Source organism: Occultella gossypii (genome assembly GCF_019947135.1).
GTDB lineage: Bacteria > Actinomycetota > Actinomycetes > Actinomycetales > Beutenbergiaceae > Occultella > Occultella gossypii.
Genome location: NZ_JAGSHT010000002.1, coordinates 1 through 16,042, shown reverse-complemented (window position 1 = coordinate 16,042; position 16,042 = coordinate 1). Strand labels below are relative to the sequence as shown.

The window sequence follows — 16,042 nt, the reverse complement described above, 5'->3', positions numbered from 1 at the left end:
GCCATGATCACGAGACGACTCTCCACCGCTGCGCTCACGCTCCTGATGGTGTCGATGGCCGTGGCCTCGGCGCTGCCATTCCTGTTGATGGCGCTGACATCGCTGCGCACCACCCGCACCTTCACGCTCTCGTTCGACTTCGCCCAGTACCACCTCGAGAACTACGTGACGCTGTTCACGACGCACGAGTTCTTCCAGCGGCTGGTCACCACGATCGTGGTCGTGGTCCTCGCCTGTGTGCTCAACATCGCAACCGCGACGCTGGCCGCATTCGGATTCGCGAAGAAGCCGTTCCCGGGTTCGACGGCCGTGTTCTGGACGATCATCGCCTCGATGATGGTGCCGATCCAGGCGACCCTGATCCCGCTCTACTCGATCATGCGCGAGCTCGGCCTGCTCAACACCTACCTGGGGCTGGCCCTCCCGCTCGTCGGCGGCTTCGGCGTCTTCCTCATGAAGCAGTTCGCCGACGGCATCCCGGACGAACTCATCGACGCCGCCCGGATCGACGGTGCACCCGACCGGACGGTGTTCCTGCGGATCGCCGTGCCGCTCATGCGGCCCGCGATCATCGCGTTGCTGATCTTCACCTTCCTGGCGGCGTGGAACGACTTCCTGTGGCCGCTGGTGTCGATCACGAGACCGGACATGGGAACCATCACCTACGCGATCGCGACGCTGAGCGGACGGTCGACGACCAACTACGGTCTGGTCACCGCGGGCGCGACGATCTCCTTCCTGGGACCGTTCCTGGCGTACGTGATCTTCCAGCGCCGGTTCGTGGAAGGCATCGCCCTGTCAGGATCGAAGACATGACCACCCTATTGCTGGCCGGCGGGACCGTCGTCGCCGGTCCGGACGCCGCCCCCACCCGCGCCGACGTGCTGGTCCGCGACGGCATCGTGGCGGAGACCGCGCCGGCGCTCGACGCCGCCGGTGCGGACCGAATCGACTGCACCGGCCGGGTGGTGCTGCCGGGCTTCGTGGACGCGCACTCGCACGCGGATGGCGTCGCACACACCGAGGACGTCCAGCTGGCGAACCTGCGTCAAGGGGTGACGACCGTGATCGCCGGTCAGGACGGCGTCGGTCAGGCCCCGGGAGACGGGACCTACGCCGACGCCTACTTCGGCGCGCTCAACGGTGCCAACCCGAGGTACCGGGGTGACGGCGTCGCAGGTCTGCTCGCAAGCTACGACGGCGTCGGATCGCTGAACGTCGGCTATCTCGTCCCGGCTGGGACGGTCCGCCACGAGGTCCTCGGCCTGGACCGGCGACGCCCCAGCGGTGACGAACTGCGGCGCATGGTCGAACTGGTCGACGCCGGGATGCGCCAGGGGGCGCTCGGGCTCTCGACCGGGCTGGACTACGTCCCGGGGATCTTCGCCGACGCCGACGAGCTCGCCGCATTGTGCGGACCAGTCGCACGGCACGACGGGGTACACGTCTCCCACATGCGTGGCGGCTACGAACACGCCGCCCCGTCGGGGATCTCGGAGCTGCGCACCATCGCCGAGCTCAGCGGGGTCCGCACCCACGTCTCGCATTTCCACGGCCCGGCCGACCTGATCCGTTCCCTCGTGGCTGAGTTCGCCGCGTCCTCGGACGTCACCTTCGACGCCTACCCCTACCGACGCAGCTGCACGCTCCTCGCGATGCCACTCCTGCCGCCGGAGCTGCTCGAGCTCGGCACCCAGGAGGTCACCGGCCACCTGCGCGACCCGGAGCGGCGTGCGGCGCTGGTGCGCAGCTACGGACCCGTGATCGCCGCCCGACCGGACATGGCGGCGACCTGGCCGGAGCGAACGACCCTGGTGCACGTGGGCGACGCCGAGCATGCGTGGACCGCGGGTATGACGCTGGCCGCGGCCGCCGCCCGGCTCGGGCGGGATCCGCTCGACCTCGGCTACGAGTTGCTCGGCCGCAGTGCCCTCCAGGTCAGCGCCGTCATCGCGACCCCCGTGCAGCGCGGGGTCGACGAGCTGGCTTCGATCTTCACCGACCCGCGCCACGTGGCCGGATCCGACGGCATCTATGTCGGTGCGCATCCGCACCCGCGCGGCTGGGGCACGTTCGCCCGGTTCCTGCGGCTGCACACCCGTGAGCGGGGTGACTACGACCTGCCGACGGCGGTCGGGCACCTGTCCACGACGGCGGCGCGTGCGTTCCGGCTCGGCCGCCGCGGCCGGGTGGAACCCGGCTGGGTCGCCGACCTCGCCGTGATCGATGTCGAGCGGCTGCAGGACAGGGCCGACTACGGTAGCCCCAGGCAGCCCGCGGAGGGGATCGATGACGTCGTGGTGGCCGGTGAGCACGTCCTGGCCGACGGCCGCCTCACCGGGATCCCGGCGGGCCGCGGCGTCCGACGAGAGTGCGACGCGAAGCGAGGACACAGATGACCAACACGCATCCAGACGCGCCGGGCTCCGGCGCCCGGAGCACCGGTTTCCAGGGCATCGACCGGATGGTCGCGATCGTCGACGCAGTCCGTGCCGCGCAGCCCGCGACGCTGGCCCGGATCGCGCGGGACTCCGTCCTGACCGAGCCGACCGCGCTGCGGTATCTGAACGCGCTGCGCGACCACCGGATCGTGCGCCGTGACCCCGATACCGGGACCTACACGCTCGGCATGAGGCTGTACGAGTGGGGCGAGTCGGCCGAGAGTGCCTACGACCCGATCAAGGCGGCGGGGCCGCTGCTGGACCGGCTCGTGGACGAGCACGGCGAGACCGTCGAGATCGCCGGACTCGAGGCCGGTGACCGGCTCATCGTCCTCGATGCGCGACCGGGCACGCACGGCATCAGCAAGACGGCGCGGGTGGGCGACGAGGAGGAGTGGCACGCGACCTCGGTCGGCAAGGCGCTGCTTGCGGCGATGCCGACCTCGCGCGCCGACGAGCTGATCCGTCGAGTGCGTCTGCGCCGGTTCACCGAGAACTCGCTCACCAGCGTCGCGGACCTGCAGCGCGACCTCGAACTCAGCCGCCGGCGCGGCTACTCGGTGGACGACGAGGAGAGCGAGATCGGACTGCGCTGCGTCGGCGTCGGCGCCCGCGACCGCAACGGCGAGCCGATGTTCGCGTTCTCCGTGAGCGGCCCCAGCTACCGCATGACGGACGCTGCCATCACCCGGATCGCGCAGTCGCTCACCCGCGCAGCCACGCAGTTCGAACGGGCCTGGGGTCTGCAGCCCCGTGCCTCCGGACCGACCGACGGCTGACCCGGCCACCACCAGAAGAAGGAACGAGACATGAAGTCCGCCATCACCGGCTCGGCACCGTCCGGTGCCTACTCCCCCGGCATCCTCGCGGAGGGCAGGTTCCTGTTCGTCTCCGGCCAGGGACCGCTCCGCGACGGAGCCGTCGTCGGCGACGACATCGAGACGCAGACCCACGTCACGCTCGACAACGTCCGTGCCGTCCTGGCCGCGGCCGGGCTCACGATGGCCGACGTGGTCCGCTGCGGTGTCTTCATGGCCGACCTGGCCGACTTCGACCGGATGGACGCGGTGTACCGGGAGCACTTTCCCGATCCCCTGCCCGCACGCACCACGATCGGCAGCGGGCTCCAGGACATCCTGGTCGAGATCGACTGCGTCGCGGTCGCGCCCACCGATGACTGAGGCCTTGGACCTGGCCGAGCTCGGCATGCTGGCGCCGGACCCGCTCGGCAAGGTGATCGGGCCCGGCTTCGACGGCGTCGCTCGCCGCGAGCTGGCGTCGACCAGACCGCCGGTCGCGGCGCTCACGACGCCGTTCGTGACCATCGACACGACCGCCGTCGCCGACAACGTCGCCGCGCTGCAGCGCTGGTGCGACGACCGCGGCTATCTGCTGGCGCCGCACGGCAAGACGACGATGGCGCCACAACTGTGGTCCGAACAGCTTCGGGCCGGCGCCTGGGGGATCACGGTCGCGACCCAGGCCCAGCTCCGGGTGGCACTGGCGTTCGGCGTGCGCCGCATCCTGCTGGCGAACCCGCTCGCCACCGCGGCCGGGGCGGCGCGGGCGCGGGCCGCCCTACGCGACGACCCGCGGCGCGAGATCCTGTCCTGGGTGGACAGCGAGTCCGCCGTCGAGGCCCTGGCCTCCCGGACGGGTCCCGACCTACCGGTGCTGCTCGACATCGGCCGACCCGGTGGCCGGACCGGCGTCCGTGACGTCGAGGCCGCGCGAGCAGTCGCCGCGCGGGTGCAGGCCACCCCGGGAGTTCGGCTCGCCGGCTCGGCCGCGTACGAGGGCGCCATCGGCGGCGACCCGAGCCGCAGCGACCTCGCGGACTTCACCGCTCACGTCCTCGGGCTGCATCGGGAGGTCGTGCTGCCCCACGTCGGGCCGGAGGCGTATCTGAGCATCGGCGGGAGCGACCATCTCGCCGAGGTCGCCGACGGGTTGGCGGACCTGACCGCGGCGGACGGCCGGGTCGTCATCCGCTCCGGCGTGAGCATCGCCCACGACGACTGGCACTACCGGCACGCGCAGGACGAGGCACCGCCGAGCGCCCCACGATTCCGCCCCGCCCTACGGCTCGTGGCGACCGTGCTCGCCGTGCACGACGGCGGCGTCGCCCTGGTCGACGCCGGGCGGCGCGACGCCGGGCACGACAACGGGTTGCCCGTCCCGCTCGAGCTGTGGCGCGACGGCGTGGTGGTCGACGTCGTGGACGAGCCGGCGGAGGTGGCGGCGATGAACGATCAGCACGCGTTCGTCCCGGCCGGCACGTTCGGGACGCAGCCGGCGGTCGGCGACCGCGTCGTGCTCGGGGTCTCCCACCCGTGCACGACCTTCGACAAGTGGACGGACATCGTCCAGGTCGATGGTCGCCTGACGCCCGGCTCGGTGGCCGTGGGCCTGGTCCGGACCTATTTCTGAGCCGGCGGCTCAATAGGTGGCGCGGCCGCCACTGATGTCATAGACCGCGCCCGTGGAGAAGCTGACCCGCTCCGAGCAGAGCCAGGCGATCAGTTCGGCCACCTCCTGTGCCGTGCCGACCCGCTTCATCGGGATGAGGCTGGTGATGTGCGCGAGCACATCCGGAGCGGTCGTCGCGTTCATCGGCGTCGCGATGACGGCGGGGGCGATCGCGTTGACCAGGACGCCCGTGGTCGCGAGCTCCTTGCCCGCCGACTTGGTCAGCCCGATCACCGCTGCCTTGGACGCCGAGTAGATCGACAGGTTCGGGTTGCCGTCCTTGCCCGCCATGCTGGCCAGATTGACGACGCGGCCCCAGCCGCCGGCCACCATGCCCGGGATGAACGCCCGCATCATCGCCACGGTGCCGACGACGTTCACGTCGAGCACGTCCCGCCACTGCTGCGACGTGGTCTCGACCAGGGGCACGTTGGGTCCGACCACACCGGCGGAGTTCACGAGCACGTCCACCGGCCCGACCCGATCGGCCAGTGCAGCCACGGCATCATCGTCGGTGACGTCGAGAAGGTGGTCGGCAGCACCGGCCACGTCCACGGTGATGACGTCCAGACCGTCGGCGGTCAGCCGTTCGGCGGCGGCGGCACCCAGCCCGCGCGCCCCTCCTGTGATCACTGCTCGTCGCATCGTTCATCCTCTCGAGGGCCCGCCCTGACCTCCTCAAAATAGAGTTCCGTCTGTTCGCAGTCAATTTCACTCACCGTAAGAGAGTTGCGTGAGGTGGTCCGCGCTGGGCGGGCCGAGGGTGATCTGTGTTGACCCTCCCCCAGGGGCAGGGCCAACACTGGGGTCATGACCGAGACGGACCACTTCACGATCGGCGAGTTCGCGCGCCGGACCGGCCTGTCCCTGAAGGCGCTGCGGGGGTACGACGAGTCCGGCCTGTTGGTGCCCGCCTCCGTGGACCCCTACACCGGTTACCGCTACTACTCCCCCGACCAGGAGCCGACGGCCCGGCGGATCTCCCTGCTGCGCCGCCTCGACATGCCGCTCGCCCGGGTCCGGGCGATCCTGGCCGCCCAGAACCCGGCGGCCGCCACCGATGACCTGATCGCCTGGTGGGCCGAGCAGGAGCAAGCGCTCGCCACCAGGCGCGGCACCGTGGAGTACCTCGTCGAGCAGTGGCGCGACGGCGCCGCCTCCCCCACGTTCGACGTCGGCGCCCGGGCGGTCCCCGAACGGCTGCTGGCATCGATCACCACCCACGTGCTGCAGACCGAGCTCACGGCCACCCTCAACGACTCCGTGCGGCAGATCCGCGACCACCTGGGCACCCAGGAGGCCACCTTCGGCGAGGAATGGTGGGCCATCTTCCACGGCGTGGTCTCCCCGGACAGCGACGGCCCGATCGAGGTGTGCGTGCCGTACGAGGGCACCGCCGGCCCGTCCGGTCCGATCGTGATCCGCCTCGAGCCCGCGCGGACCGAGGTGGCCACCACGATCACCCGGGCGGAGTGCTCCTACCCCCAGATCCTGCACGCCTACGACGCCGTCGGGCGCTGGGCCCGCGCGCACGGCACCGTGACCGGGCCCCCGCGCGAGGTCTACCCGATGCCCTGGCCCGACAGCCCGTCCGCACCCGCCGCCCAGATCGCCCTGCCCTACCGAGAGGATCACCGATGACCACCGCACCCCAGACCGAGGCAGGCGTGCCCGCACCGGCGCCGGACGCCGTCGCCCACTACGCCCGGCACTCCCGGTACAGCGACCCCGGCCTCCACGCCGACCTGCTGCGGGCCGTGGACCCGACCATCGCCGACGTCTCCGCTGCCGCGCGGAACCTGATCGCGCACTACCGGGGCGAGCAGGCGCAGCTGCCCGAGGCGACCCGCGGCGACATCGACCTGCGCTGGCTCGCCGACCAGCTCGCCACCGACCAGGCCCGGCACGGCCTGCCGCTGAGCGCGCCCCGGGCGCTGCCCGATCGGCTCCAGGGCTGCTGCCGGGACCACTCCCTGTTCAGCGTCGGGGTGCTGCGCGAGCACGGCCGGCCGGCCCGTACCCGGATCGGGTTCGCCGACTACTTCCGGGCCGGGTTCCACCACGATCACGTGGTCGTCGAGGTGTTCGACGGCGGCCGCTGGGTCCGCTTCGACCCCGAATTGGAGGTGGGCTACGCGCCCGGGTTCCGGCCCGCCTTCGACGTCACCGACATTCCGACGGGCCTGGGCACCCCGTTCGAGACGGCCGCGCAGGTGTGGCTCGCCTACCGCGCCGGCACCCTCGACGCCGACACCTACGGCGTGGACCCGACGCTCCCGCTGCGTGGCCCGGTGTTCGTTGCCGAGTACGTCGTCTTCGAGGCCGCCCACCGGCACCGGGACGAGCTGCTCCTGTGGGACATCTGGGGGATCCTGAGCGAGGGTCCGCCGCCCGGCGACGTCGACGGCCTCGCGCCCTTCCTCGACCGGATCGACCGCGTGGCAGGGCTGCTCGTGGCGGCCGATGACGAGGAGGCGAGCGGCGTGCACGGCGGGCCGGCCGCCGTCGAGCTGGAGGAGCTGTACCGCACCGAGACCCTGCTGCACCCGGGGACCGAGATCCACACGGCCGATCCGTTCCACCCCGACGCGCCGCTCCGGGTCACGGTCCTTCGCTGACAGGGCCTGCGCAGCCAGGTGTCAACGCCCGAGCGCGCGCTCAAGTTCGTCCAGGTACGCCGACACCGGGCCGACGGTGAACAGGCCCGTTCCCGCTCCGGCCTGCTCGTGTGCGGCCGGGCTGAGTGCCGCGTGGGCGCGTCGCATCGTGGGCCGGTCCCCGAGGGCGATCGCGGCGTGGGCGGTCAGGCACCACATCGCCTCGATGAGGTGGTCCGGCGGCGGGTCCGGCAGTTCCACCAGCGCGGCTGCGGCAGCGGCGCTATCAAGAGCAAGCAGGCGCACCGGGCGTGTCCAGCGGGCGTACGGACCGTCCTCGGCACCGACGACGTCGTGGCCGTCCTGACCAGCGGCGCCGGGACCTGCCGCGGGCGCGGAACCGTGCTGGAGCTGCGCCGCGAGCAGCATCACCGGTAGCAGGCCGCGCTGAAGGCCGGGCATACCCGCGCCCTCGAGCCGCGCGGCGGTGGCTCGGTAGGCCGTGGCCACCTCGGCCTCGCCTGCACCGGTGCCGGCCAGGCGCAGCGCCCGGTACCCCTGCGTGAACACGGCTACCAGCGGCGAGTCGTGGCGCTGCGCCAGCGCGTCGGCGGCTGCGGCGTGGGTGTCCGCCCCGGCCCAGTCCGCCAGGGCGCTCCTGGCCTGCAGCCGGATCAGGTGCCCGAGCACCGCGTAGGTGGCGAGGTCGTGCCGGGTGGCGACCGCGATGAGCTCGGCGCCGATGGCGTCCCGACGCTCGGCCGAGCCGGTTGCGTGGAACGACTGGATGAACACGCCGTTCAGGGCGAAGGCGAGCAGCCCCGGATCGCCGGTCCGGCGGGCGATCTGCTCGGCCAGGTGCGCCGCCACGCGGGCGCGCTCGGGGCTGTCCCCATCCCCGCCGCGGGACTCGACCGCGATCGTCGCGAGCAGCCGGGCTCGGGCGGTCGGGGCCGTCTCCGGCGGCAGGGCGGCGAGGGTCCGCTCCGCGGCGGCCACGATCCCCGCGGCCTGGGTGGGGTCGTCCGAGCGGGTCCAGATCGCCGGGACGTCGTAACCGCCGATGATCGCGGCCGTGAGGCCCGCCTCCCCCAGTTCCTCGGCGGCGAGGATGGTGGCCAGCCGCTGCTCGCGGGCCGCCACGAGCCCGTCGCCGCCGGTGATGGCGAGGCCGCGCAGCAGGTCCACCGTGGAGCGCAACCGGGCCCGGGCACCGCCTGCCACGGCACGGTCGTAGCTCGCCGCCGCCTCGGCCCAGACCCGGTCCGCCGAACGCTCCGGGCGCGGACCGGCCTCCAGTGAGGTGGACTGGGCCAGTACCTCGGCCTCCAGCCGACGCAACGCCGCACCGGGGTCCACGCCGAGGTCGTCGAGGAGCATCGCGCGGGCCCGGCGCAGCACGGCGAGCGCGTCCCCCTGGCGGCCGGCCCGGTAGAGGCCGAGTGCAAGCAGTCGCCAACCCTCCTCGCGCCAGGGGTGCTCGATCACGTGCGCCTCCAGGTCGGGGATCGCCTCGGCGGCCCGGCCGAGCTCGAGGCGGGCACCGGCCTGCAACTCGATGGCATGCAGGCGCAGTTCGCGCAGGCGCGCGCTCTCGGCCCGTGCCCACGGCGCGTCGGCGACGTCGGCGAGCGCAGGTCCGCGCCAGCGCGTCAGCGCCCGCCCCAGGGTCTCCAGCGCCTGCGCCGGCATCAGACCGGCGGCTGCCGAGACCTCCTCGGCGAACCGGTCCGCGTCGATCACGGCCCGGTGCAGCGCGTAGCCGTTGCCGACAGTGACCAACAGGCGTGGCGGGGTGCGCGGTGGGCGATCCGGCTCCAGGGCGCGTCGCAGCGCCGCCACGAACGTACGGACCGCACCCACCGCACCGGCTGGAGGATCCTCCCAGAGGTCCTCGACCAGCATCGACGTGGGCACCGCGTGCGGGTGGGCGACGAGGAGCCGGGCCAGCACCTCGCGATGCCGAGGCCCCAGCAGGCCGACCTCGACGCCGTCGGCCCACGCCGTCACGGGCCCGAGCATCCCGAACTCGACGACCACCGGCTCACGGCTGCTCATCCGCTGCTCATTCACGCCATGGACTCTTGTCACTCCCGCACCACCGAGCCGAAGGACGCCCCATGACGACCATCATCCCCGACTTCACCGACGAACGGATCACCGTCGCCGACGGCGTCCAGCTGCAGGTCTCCATCGGCGGATCCGGGCCGCCCGTCGTCCTGCTGCACGGCTTTCCGCAGACCCGCCTGATGTGGTCCCGGGTGGCCCTGGAACTCGCTGCCGACCACACCGTGATCTGCCCGGACCTGCGCGGCTACGGCGACAGCGACAAGCCGGCCGAGACCGAGCCGGGCAGCTATTCCAAGCGGACCATGGCCGCCGACGTGGTGGCACTGGCCGCCGCGCTCGGACACCCCCGGTTCGCGCTCGTCGGGCACGACCGCGGCGCCCTCGTCGCGTTCCGAGCGGGCCTCGACCACCCCGACGTCATCACCCATCTCGCCTGCCTCGACGTGCTGCCGACCCTGGACATGTGGGACGTCATGCACGGCGCCAGTGCCGCCGTCGGTTTCCACCTGTACCTGATGGCGCAGCCGCCCGGCCTGCCGGAGGCACTCATCTCCGCGAGCCCGGACGCGTTCTTCGGCCACTTCCTGGACATCTGGACGAAGGACCCCACGGCGATCGGCGCGCCGGCCCGGGCCCACTACCTGAGCGCGAGCGCGGCCGCCGTGCCGTCGATCGTGGCCGACTACCGGGCCTCGGCGGGCATCGACGTCGACCATGACCGGGCGGACCGGGACGCCGGTCGGACGCTGCGGATGCCGGTGAGTGTGCTCCAGCAGGACTGGGGCGCCGCGCTCGGTTACGACGCCGCCCAGGTGTGGGGCGCGTGGGCACCCGACCTCGTGCACCGGACCACCGACGCCGGCCATTTCATGGCGGAGGAAGCGCCCGGCGAGGTGGCTGCGACGATCCGGGACCTGCTCGCCCGATGATGGCCGGTGAACAAACGAGCCCGGCCGGCCGTGACCTCAGCCCGGGCGGCCCGCACCGGAGGGCTAGCCCCCGTGCCCACCTGGGGATTCCCAGGGGCCGACCGGGCGGCTGGCACCGTGTCGCGGCGACCCCGCCGCCGAAAGACTGGAACGGCAAAGGAGGGCCGCCAGCAGCGCGGCCTCGCATCCAGTGACGGGAATGACATGAGACCCCTGAAGATCATCGGCAAGTCGCTGGCAGGCCTGCTCGCCGCCGCTTTCCTCGCTGTGGCGGGGTTCACCGGCTACCACCACATCATGCTCCACGTGGAGGCGGGCAGGCTCGCCCCCGCGGGGCAGCTGGTGACGGTCGACGGTCATCAGATGTCCGTGCTCGCGAGCGGCCCGACGAGCGACGAGGCGACGATCGTCTTCATCGCAGGCGCCGGCACGGCCTCGCCGATCTACTCCTTCAAGCCGCTCACGGACCGCCTCGACGGCGAACTTCACAGCGTCGTCGTCGAGCGGTTCGGCTATGGGTACTCCGATGACGCCGGCACCGACCGGCACGTCGCCACCGTGCTGGCCGAGACGCGTGAAGCCCTGCGGCAGGCGGGCGAGACCCCACCGTACGTCCTGGCACCTCACTCGATGGGAGGGCTGGAGGCGCTCTACTGGGCACAGACCTACCCGGACGAGGTGGTGGGGATCGTCGGCCTCGACATGGCCGTGCCGCACTCCTACGACTCGCTCGACTTCGAGAGCGAGAAGTCCACGATCGACCTGGGGCGAAGGCTGCGATTCTTCGGGCTCTCGAGGCTCATGAGCGGTGACCAGCCGACCGAAGGGCTGACCAGCGAGGAACTCGCCCAGCAAGAACTCCTGGCCCACCGCAACTTCCTCGACGACGCCCAGTACGACGAGGGCCTCGCGCTCCTCGAGAACGCCGCGACCGTTCAGGCGGGCGCGATTCCCGACGCCCCGATCCTCATGTTCGTGTCCGACGGTGAGGAGATCGGCAGCTTCTGGGTACCTGCCAGCACCGAGTTCGCCCAGCAGACGGGCGCGGAGCTCGTGCAACTGGACGCCGGTCACTATGTGTTCCAGTACGAGCCGGACCTGATCGCCGACCAGATGACGGCATTCGTCGAGACGCTCGGCTGACTTCCCGCCTCAGCCCCGGGCGCGCGGGTGCGCGGCGGCGTACACCTCGCGCAGCGTGTCCGGGGTGACCAGGGTGTAGATCTGCGTGGTCGTGACCGAGGCGTGCCCGAGCAGTTCCTGCACCACCCGGACGTCGGCGCCGCCGGCGAGTAGATGGGTGGCGTAGGAGTGGCGCAGGGTGTGCGGGGAGATGTGCGCGGTGACTCCCCCGCGCTCGGCCGCCGTCTGCAGCACCGCCCACGCGCTCTGCCGGCTGAGCGGATTGCCCCGCTGGTTCAGGAACGCCGTCGGCGTGCCCCGCCCGGTCTGGGCGAGCACCGGCCGGGCTCGCACCAGGTAGGCCTCCAGTGCCTCGACGGCGAACCGTCCCATCGGGACGATCCGCTCCTTGCGGCCCTTGCCGAACAGCCGCACCGACGGTGCCGTGTGGTCCAGCTCGAGGTCGTCGATCGCCAGCCCGACGGCCTCGCTGATCCGGGCACCGGTGCCGTAGAGCACCTCCACCAGGGCGCGGTCACGCAGACCGAGCACGCCCTCGGCGGCCGAGGCCCCGGCCAGGAGCCGGTCCACCTCGTCGGTGGAGATCGCCTTGGGCAGGCGCTTCGCACCGCTCGGCGGGCGGACCGCCGCGGCCGGGTCATGGTCGGTGCGTCCCTCGAGGGCCTCGAACCGGTGCCAGCCGCGCACCGCCACCACCGCCCGGGACGTCGATGACGCCGAGAGCGAGCTGCCGCCGTCGGACCCGGCGCGCAGCGCCTCGACGTACGCGCCGACATCCGCCTCGGTGACCTCGGCGAACGAGGTCCGCCCGAGCGAGCCCAGGAATGCCGCGTACCTCAGCAGGTCCCGACGGTAGGCGGCGAGGGTGTGCACGGAGAGGCCGCGTTCGATGCCGAGGTGCGCGAGGTACTCGCGCAGTTGCGCACCGAAGGGAGCGGACTCGTCGGCCGGCATCGGGTCAGAACGGCAGGAACGGGTCGATCGAGAGCGCCACGAACACCAGCGTCAGGTACGTGATGGAGCCGTGGAACACCTTCATGGCGCCCAGCTTGCGGGTGGTGCCCGCCACCGCCCGGCGGTAGAGGTTGATGCACAGGATCAGGAACCAGCCGCCGGCGGCGACCGCGGCGACCGTGTAGAGCAGGCCCATCTGGGCAACCGGGATGAGCGCGAGGGAGCACGCGATCATGGCGACGGTGTAGCCGATCATCTGCCGGGCCACGCGGGTGTCCGCGCTCACCACCGGCAGCATCGGCACCCCGGCGGCGGCGTAGTCCTTCTTGAACTTCATCGACAGCGGCCAGTAGTGCGGCGGCGTCCAGAAGAAGATGATTCCGAACAGCAGGAACGGCGCCCAGTCCAGCGATCCGGTGACCGCGGCCCAGCCGATCAGGACCGGCATGCAGCCCGCCGCCCCGCCCCAGACGATGTTCTGGGAGGTGTGCCGCTTCAGCAGGATCGTGTAGCCGACCGAGTACATGATGTTCGCGGCGAACGCCAGACCGGCGGCCACCCAGTTCACGGCGAGGCCGAGCCACAGGACCGAGAACACCCCGAGGGCGATGCCGAAGACCAGCGCGCCGGTGGGGCTCACCGCGCCCGTGACCAGCGGCCGCTTCTTCGTCCGGTTCATCACCGCGTCGATGTCCCGGTCGTAGTACATGTTCAGCGTGTTCGCGGACCCGGCCGCGGCGGTGCCCCCGATGAGGGTCGCGATGATCAGCCACCAGGACGGGAAACCGCCCTGGGCGAGGATCATGGTCGGCACGGTCGTGATCAGGAGCAGCTCGATGATCCGCGGCTTGGTGAGCGCGATGTAGGCGCCGACCTTCGCGCGCCAGCCCATCCGCGCGGGCCCGGCCGGGGCGCTCCCCCCGTGGAACGATGAAGGGGCGCTGTCGGACCGGTCGTTCGGCACGGTCCGGTCAGGCCGATCAGGCAGGGTCACGGGGCGGTGGTCAGCCACTGGGTCAACATCTCCGGATCATCATGCGCCGGACGACGGCGCCATCGGGCGGGCACGACCCGCCTTCGCCAGTGTAGGGCGCAGCGAGGCAAATGCGGGCAACCACGTGCCCTCCGGCCGAATATGAGTAGGGTCAGGAGCAGCGTCGGACCGCTCTGAGCGGACCGCCTCCCGAACCCGCAACGGATCCCCCATTCGCGCCCGCACGCACGCGGACGCAGGAAGAGAAGGCTCAGTGAACGCGCAAGCCCCGAAGTCGGACACCGTCGGCTGGAACGAACTCGACCACAAGGCCATCGACACCGTCCGAGTCCTCGCCGCTGACGCCGTCGAGAAGGTCGGCAACGGTCACCCCGGTACCGCGATCAGCCTCGCGCCGCTGGCGTACCTGCTGTACCAGAACGAGATGACCATCGACCCGAGCGACCCGGACTGGCTGGGCCGGGACCGTTTCGTGCTGTCCGCCGGACACTCCTCGATCACGCAGTACATCCAGCTCTACCTGTCCGGCTACGGCCTCGAGCTCGAGGACATCGAGTCGCTGCGCACCTGGGGCTCGCTGACCCCAGGACACCCCGAGTGGGGTCACACCAAGGGCGTCGAGACCACCACCGGCCCGCTCGGCCAGGGTGTCGCGACCGCCGTCGGGATCGCCATGGCGCAGCGCCGCGTGCGCGGCCTGCTGGACCCCGACGCCGCCCCCGGTGAGTCGCCGTTCGACCACCGCGTGTACGTCATCGCCTCCGACGGCGACCTGCAGGAGGGCGTCAGCGGCGAGGCCTCCTCGCTGGCCGGCACCCAGAACCTCGACAACCTCGTGGTCGTCTGGGACGACAACCACATCTCGATCGAGGGTGACACCGACATCGCGTTCACCGAGGACGTCGTGGCCCGCTACGCCGCGTACGGCTGGAACACGATCCGAGTCGACTGGACCCAGGCCGACGGCAGCTACCGCGAGGACGTCGACGCCCTGAACGCCGCGCTCGCGCAGGCACGTACGGTCACGGACAAGCCGACGTTCATCGCGCTGCGCACCATCATCGCGTGGCCCTCCCCCGGCAAGCAGGGCTCGCACTCCGCGCACGGCTCCAAGCTGGGCGGCGACGAGGTCAAGGCCCTGAAGGAGATCGTCGGGTTCGACCCGGAGAAGTCCTTCGACGTCGACGCCGAGGTGCTCACGCACACCCGCAAGGTCGCCGAGCGCGGCGCCAAGGCGCACGCCGAGTGGGACGCGGCGCTGGCGAGCTGGGCGCAGGCCAACCCCGAGGAGGCCGCCCTGCTGGCCCGCCTGCAGGCCCACGAGCTGCCGGAGGGGTGGGCGGACGCCCTGCCCACGTTCGAGGCAGGCAAGGACGTCGCGACCCGCGCCGCGTCCGGGAGTGTGCTCAGCGCCCTCGCCCCCGTGCTGCCCGAGCTCTGGGGCGGCAGCGCCGACCTGGCCGGGTCCAACAACACCACGATGAAGGGCGAGCCGTCCTTCGTGCCGGTCGAACGCTCCACCGAGGAGTTCTCCGGCACGCCGTACGGCCGAACGCTGCACTTCGGCATCCGTGAGCACGCGATGGGCGCGATCGTCAACGGCATCGCCGTGGATGGCCTGACCCGTGCCTATGGCGGCACGTTCTTCACGTTCAGCGACTACATGCGCGGCGCCGTCCGCCTCGCCGCGCTGATGAAGGCGCCGTCGATCTACGTGTGGACGCACGACTCGATCGGCCTCGGTGAGGACGGCCCCACCCACCAGCCGGTGGAGCACCTCGCCGCGGTGCGCGCGATCCCGGGCCTGGCCCTGGTCCGCCCCGCCGACGCCAACGAGACCACGCAGGCCTGGAAGGCCATCCTGGAGCGCCGCGACGGCCCGGCCGGCATCGTCCTGACCCGACAGAACGTGCCCACGTTCCCGCGTGGCACCGACGGCTTCGCCGAGGCCGACGGCGTCGCGAAGGGTGCGTACGTGCTGCTGGAGTCCTCCACGCAGACGCCGGAGGTCATCCTGATCGCCACCGGCTCCGAGGTGCAGATCGCCGTGGCCGCCCGCGAGCAGCTCGAAGCGAAGGGGGTGGGCGCCCGGGTGGTGTCCGCGCCGAGCCTGGAGTGGTTCGAGGAGCAGGACGCCGACTACCGCGAGTCCGTGCTGCCCAGTGCGGTGCGGGCCCGGGTCAGCGTCGAGGCCGGCATCGCGCTGTCCTGGTACAAGTACCTGGGTGACGCCGGTCGCGCCGTGTCCCTCGAGCACTACGGCGCCTCCGCCGACTACAAGGTCCTGTTCGCCGAGTTCGGCATCACCGCGGAGGCGGCCGTCGCCGCGGCCGAGGAGTCGATCGCCGCAGCCACGGCCTGAGCCCCGGGTGCCGACGGCGGCCGAGCGCCGCCCGCCGGACCCCACACCCCCACCCCGGGGCACCAGATGAAACCAACCACCCC

The 16,042-nt window shown here is 71.9% G+C and carries 14 protein-coding genes; 10 read left to right on the top strand and 4 right to left on the bottom strand.

What is annotated here, in order from left to right; all coding sequences use genetic code 11:
• Positions 1–3 precede the first annotated feature (3 nt).
• Genes KCQ71_RS01150 through KCQ71_RS01130 form a run of 5 tightly spaced genes read left to right on the top strand, consistent with a single transcriptional unit; the run spans position 4 to position 4,871 of the window.
• Positions 4–816: a carbohydrate ABC transporter permease gene (locus KCQ71_RS01150; RefSeq protein ID WP_223401957.1), complete on the top strand. Its 813-nt coding sequence runs from the start codon at positions 4–6 to the stop codon at positions 814–816.
• The gene (locus tag KCQ71_RS01145; protein WP_223401955.1) at positions 813–2,399 is read left to right on the top strand and encodes an N-acyl-D-amino-acid deacylase family protein; all 1,587 of its coding nucleotides are present in this window, start codon (positions 813–815) and stop codon (positions 2,397–2,399) included. Before KCQ71_RS01150 ends, KCQ71_RS01145 begins: the two co-directional genes overlap by 4 nt.
• Positions 2,396–3,220 carry an IclR family transcriptional regulator gene (locus KCQ71_RS01140; RefSeq protein WP_223401953.1) on the top strand — a complete coding sequence of 275 codons (825 nt, stop codon included), beginning with the start codon at positions 2,396–2,398 and terminating at the stop codon, positions 3,218–3,220. The genes KCQ71_RS01145 and KCQ71_RS01140 overlap by 4 nt, the downstream gene beginning before the upstream one ends.
• A gap of 30 nt (positions 3,221–3,250) precedes the next feature.
• The gene (locus KCQ71_RS01135; protein WP_223401951.1) at positions 3,251–3,622 is read left to right on the top strand and encodes a RidA family protein; all 372 of its coding nucleotides are present in this window, start codon (positions 3,251–3,253) and stop codon (positions 3,620–3,622) included.
• The gene (locus KCQ71_RS01130) at positions 3,615–4,871 is read left to right on the top strand and encodes an alanine racemase (protein ID WP_223401949.1); all 1,257 of its coding nucleotides are present in this window, start codon (positions 3,615–3,617) and stop codon (positions 4,869–4,871) included. The genes KCQ71_RS01135 and KCQ71_RS01130 overlap by 8 nt, the downstream gene beginning before the upstream one ends.
• A 9-nt stretch (positions 4,872–4,880) precedes the next feature.
• Here the strand turns inward: KCQ71_RS01130 and KCQ71_RS01125 are convergent, their stop codons facing one another.
• Positions 4,881–5,555 carry an SDR family NAD(P)-dependent oxidoreductase gene (locus KCQ71_RS01125; RefSeq protein WP_223401947.1) on the bottom strand — a complete coding sequence of 225 codons (675 nt, stop codon included), beginning with the start codon at positions 5,553–5,555 and terminating at the stop codon, positions 4,881–4,883.
• 165 nt (positions 5,556–5,720) lie between these two features.
• Here KCQ71_RS01125 and KCQ71_RS01120 point away from each other — a divergent pair, with 165 nt between their 5' ends.
• Positions 5,721–6,551, top strand: coding sequence for a MerR family transcriptional regulator (locus tag KCQ71_RS01120; protein ID WP_223401945.1), 831 nt, complete (start codon positions 5,721–5,723; stop codon positions 6,549–6,551).
• Positions 6,548–7,528, top strand: coding sequence for a transglutaminase-like domain-containing protein (locus KCQ71_RS01115; protein WP_223401943.1), 981 nt, complete (start codon positions 6,548–6,550; stop codon positions 7,526–7,528). The genes KCQ71_RS01120 and KCQ71_RS01115 overlap by 4 nt, the downstream gene beginning before the upstream one ends.
• Before the next feature lie 21 nt (positions 7,529–7,549).
• Here the strand turns inward: KCQ71_RS01115 and KCQ71_RS01110 are convergent, their stop codons facing one another.
• The gene (locus tag KCQ71_RS01110) at positions 7,550–9,565 is read right to left on the bottom strand and encodes an AfsR/SARP family transcriptional regulator (RefSeq protein ID WP_223401940.1); all 2,016 of its coding nucleotides are present in this window, start codon (positions 9,563–9,565) and stop codon (positions 7,550–7,552) included.
• 62 nt (positions 9,566–9,627) lie between these two features.
• Between KCQ71_RS01110 and KCQ71_RS01105 the strand changes: the two genes are divergently transcribed.
• Together KCQ71_RS01105 and KCQ71_RS01100 are read left to right on the top strand one after the other, a co-directional pair.
• A complete protein-coding gene (locus KCQ71_RS01105; RefSeq protein ID WP_223401938.1) occupies positions 9,628–10,506 on the top strand; it encodes an alpha/beta fold hydrolase in 879 nt (292 codons plus the stop codon).
• Between the two features lie 204 nt (positions 10,507–10,710).
• The gene (locus KCQ71_RS01100; RefSeq protein ID WP_223401934.1) at positions 10,711–11,649 is read left to right on the top strand and encodes an alpha/beta fold hydrolase; all 939 of its coding nucleotides are present in this window, start codon (positions 10,711–10,713) and stop codon (positions 11,647–11,649) included.
• Between the two features lie 9 nt (positions 11,650–11,658).
• Here KCQ71_RS01100 and KCQ71_RS01095 read toward each other — a convergent pair whose 3' ends face one another.
• Together KCQ71_RS01095 and KCQ71_RS01090 are read right to left on the bottom strand one after the other, a co-directional pair.
• Entirely contained in the window at positions 11,659–12,603 is a 945-nt protein-coding gene (locus tag KCQ71_RS01095; protein WP_223401929.1) for a site-specific tyrosine recombinase XerD, read from the bottom strand.
• Positions 12,604–12,607: 4 nt separating this feature from the next.
• Positions 12,608–13,495 (bottom strand): heme o synthase, encoded by an 888-nt coding sequence (locus KCQ71_RS01090; protein WP_223402788.1) that lies wholly within the window; start codon positions 13,493–13,495, stop codon positions 12,608–12,610.
• A 355-nt stretch (positions 13,496–13,850) separates the two neighbouring features.
• Between KCQ71_RS01090 and tkt the strand changes: the two genes are divergently transcribed.
• Positions 13,851–15,959 (top strand): transketolase, encoded by a 2,109-nt coding sequence (gene tkt, locus KCQ71_RS01085; protein WP_223401925.1) that lies wholly within the window; start codon positions 13,851–13,853, stop codon positions 15,957–15,959.
• Positions 15,960–16,042: the final 83 nt, after the last annotated feature.

Bases quoted from the DNA above. Each gene is read 5' to 3' on its own strand.
- KCQ71_RS01095 (WP_223401929.1), bottom strand. From the start codon at position 12,603: ATGCCGGCCGACGAGTCCGCTCCCTTCGGTGCGCAACTGCGCGAGTAC.
- KCQ71_RS01120 (WP_223401945.1), top strand. From the start codon at position 5,721: ATGACCGAGACGGACCACTTCACGATCGGCGAGTTCGCGCGCCGGACC.
- KCQ71_RS01110 (WP_223401940.1), bottom strand. From the start codon at position 9,565: ATGAGCAGCCGTGAGCCGGTGGTCGTCGAGTTCGGGATGCTCGGGCCC.
- KCQ71_RS01105 (WP_223401938.1), top strand. From the start codon at position 9,628: ATGACGACCATCATCCCCGACTTCACCGACGAACGGATCACCGTCGCC.
- KCQ71_RS01100 (WP_223401934.1), top strand. From the start codon at position 10,711: ATGAGACCCCTGAAGATCATCGGCAAGTCGCTGGCAGGCCTGCTCGCC.
- KCQ71_RS01135 (WP_223401951.1), top strand. From the start codon at position 3,251: ATGAAGTCCGCCATCACCGGCTCGGCACCGTCCGGTGCCTACTCCCCC.
- KCQ71_RS01090 (WP_223402788.1), bottom strand. From the start codon at position 13,495: ATGGGCTGGCGCGCGAAGGTCGGCGCCTACATCGCGCTCACCAAGCCG.
- KCQ71_RS01150 (WP_223401957.1), top strand. From the start codon at position 4: ATGATCACGAGACGACTCTCCACCGCTGCGCTCACGCTCCTGATGGTG.
- KCQ71_RS01130 (WP_223401949.1), top strand. From the start codon at position 3,615: ATGACTGAGGCCTTGGACCTGGCCGAGCTCGGCATGCTGGCGCCGGAC.
- KCQ71_RS01145 (WP_223401955.1), top strand. From the start codon at position 813: ATGACCACCCTATTGCTGGCCGGCGGGACCGTCGTCGCCGGTCCGGAC.
- KCQ71_RS01140 (WP_223401953.1), top strand. From the start codon at position 2,396: ATGACCAACACGCATCCAGACGCGCCGGGCTCCGGCGCCCGGAGCACC.
- KCQ71_RS01125 (WP_223401947.1), bottom strand. From the start codon at position 5,555: ATGCGACGAGCAGTGATCACAGGAGGGGCGCGCGGGCTGGGTGCCGCC.
- KCQ71_RS01115 (WP_223401943.1), top strand. From the start codon at position 6,548: ATGACCACCGCACCCCAGACCGAGGCAGGCGTGCCCGCACCGGCGCCG.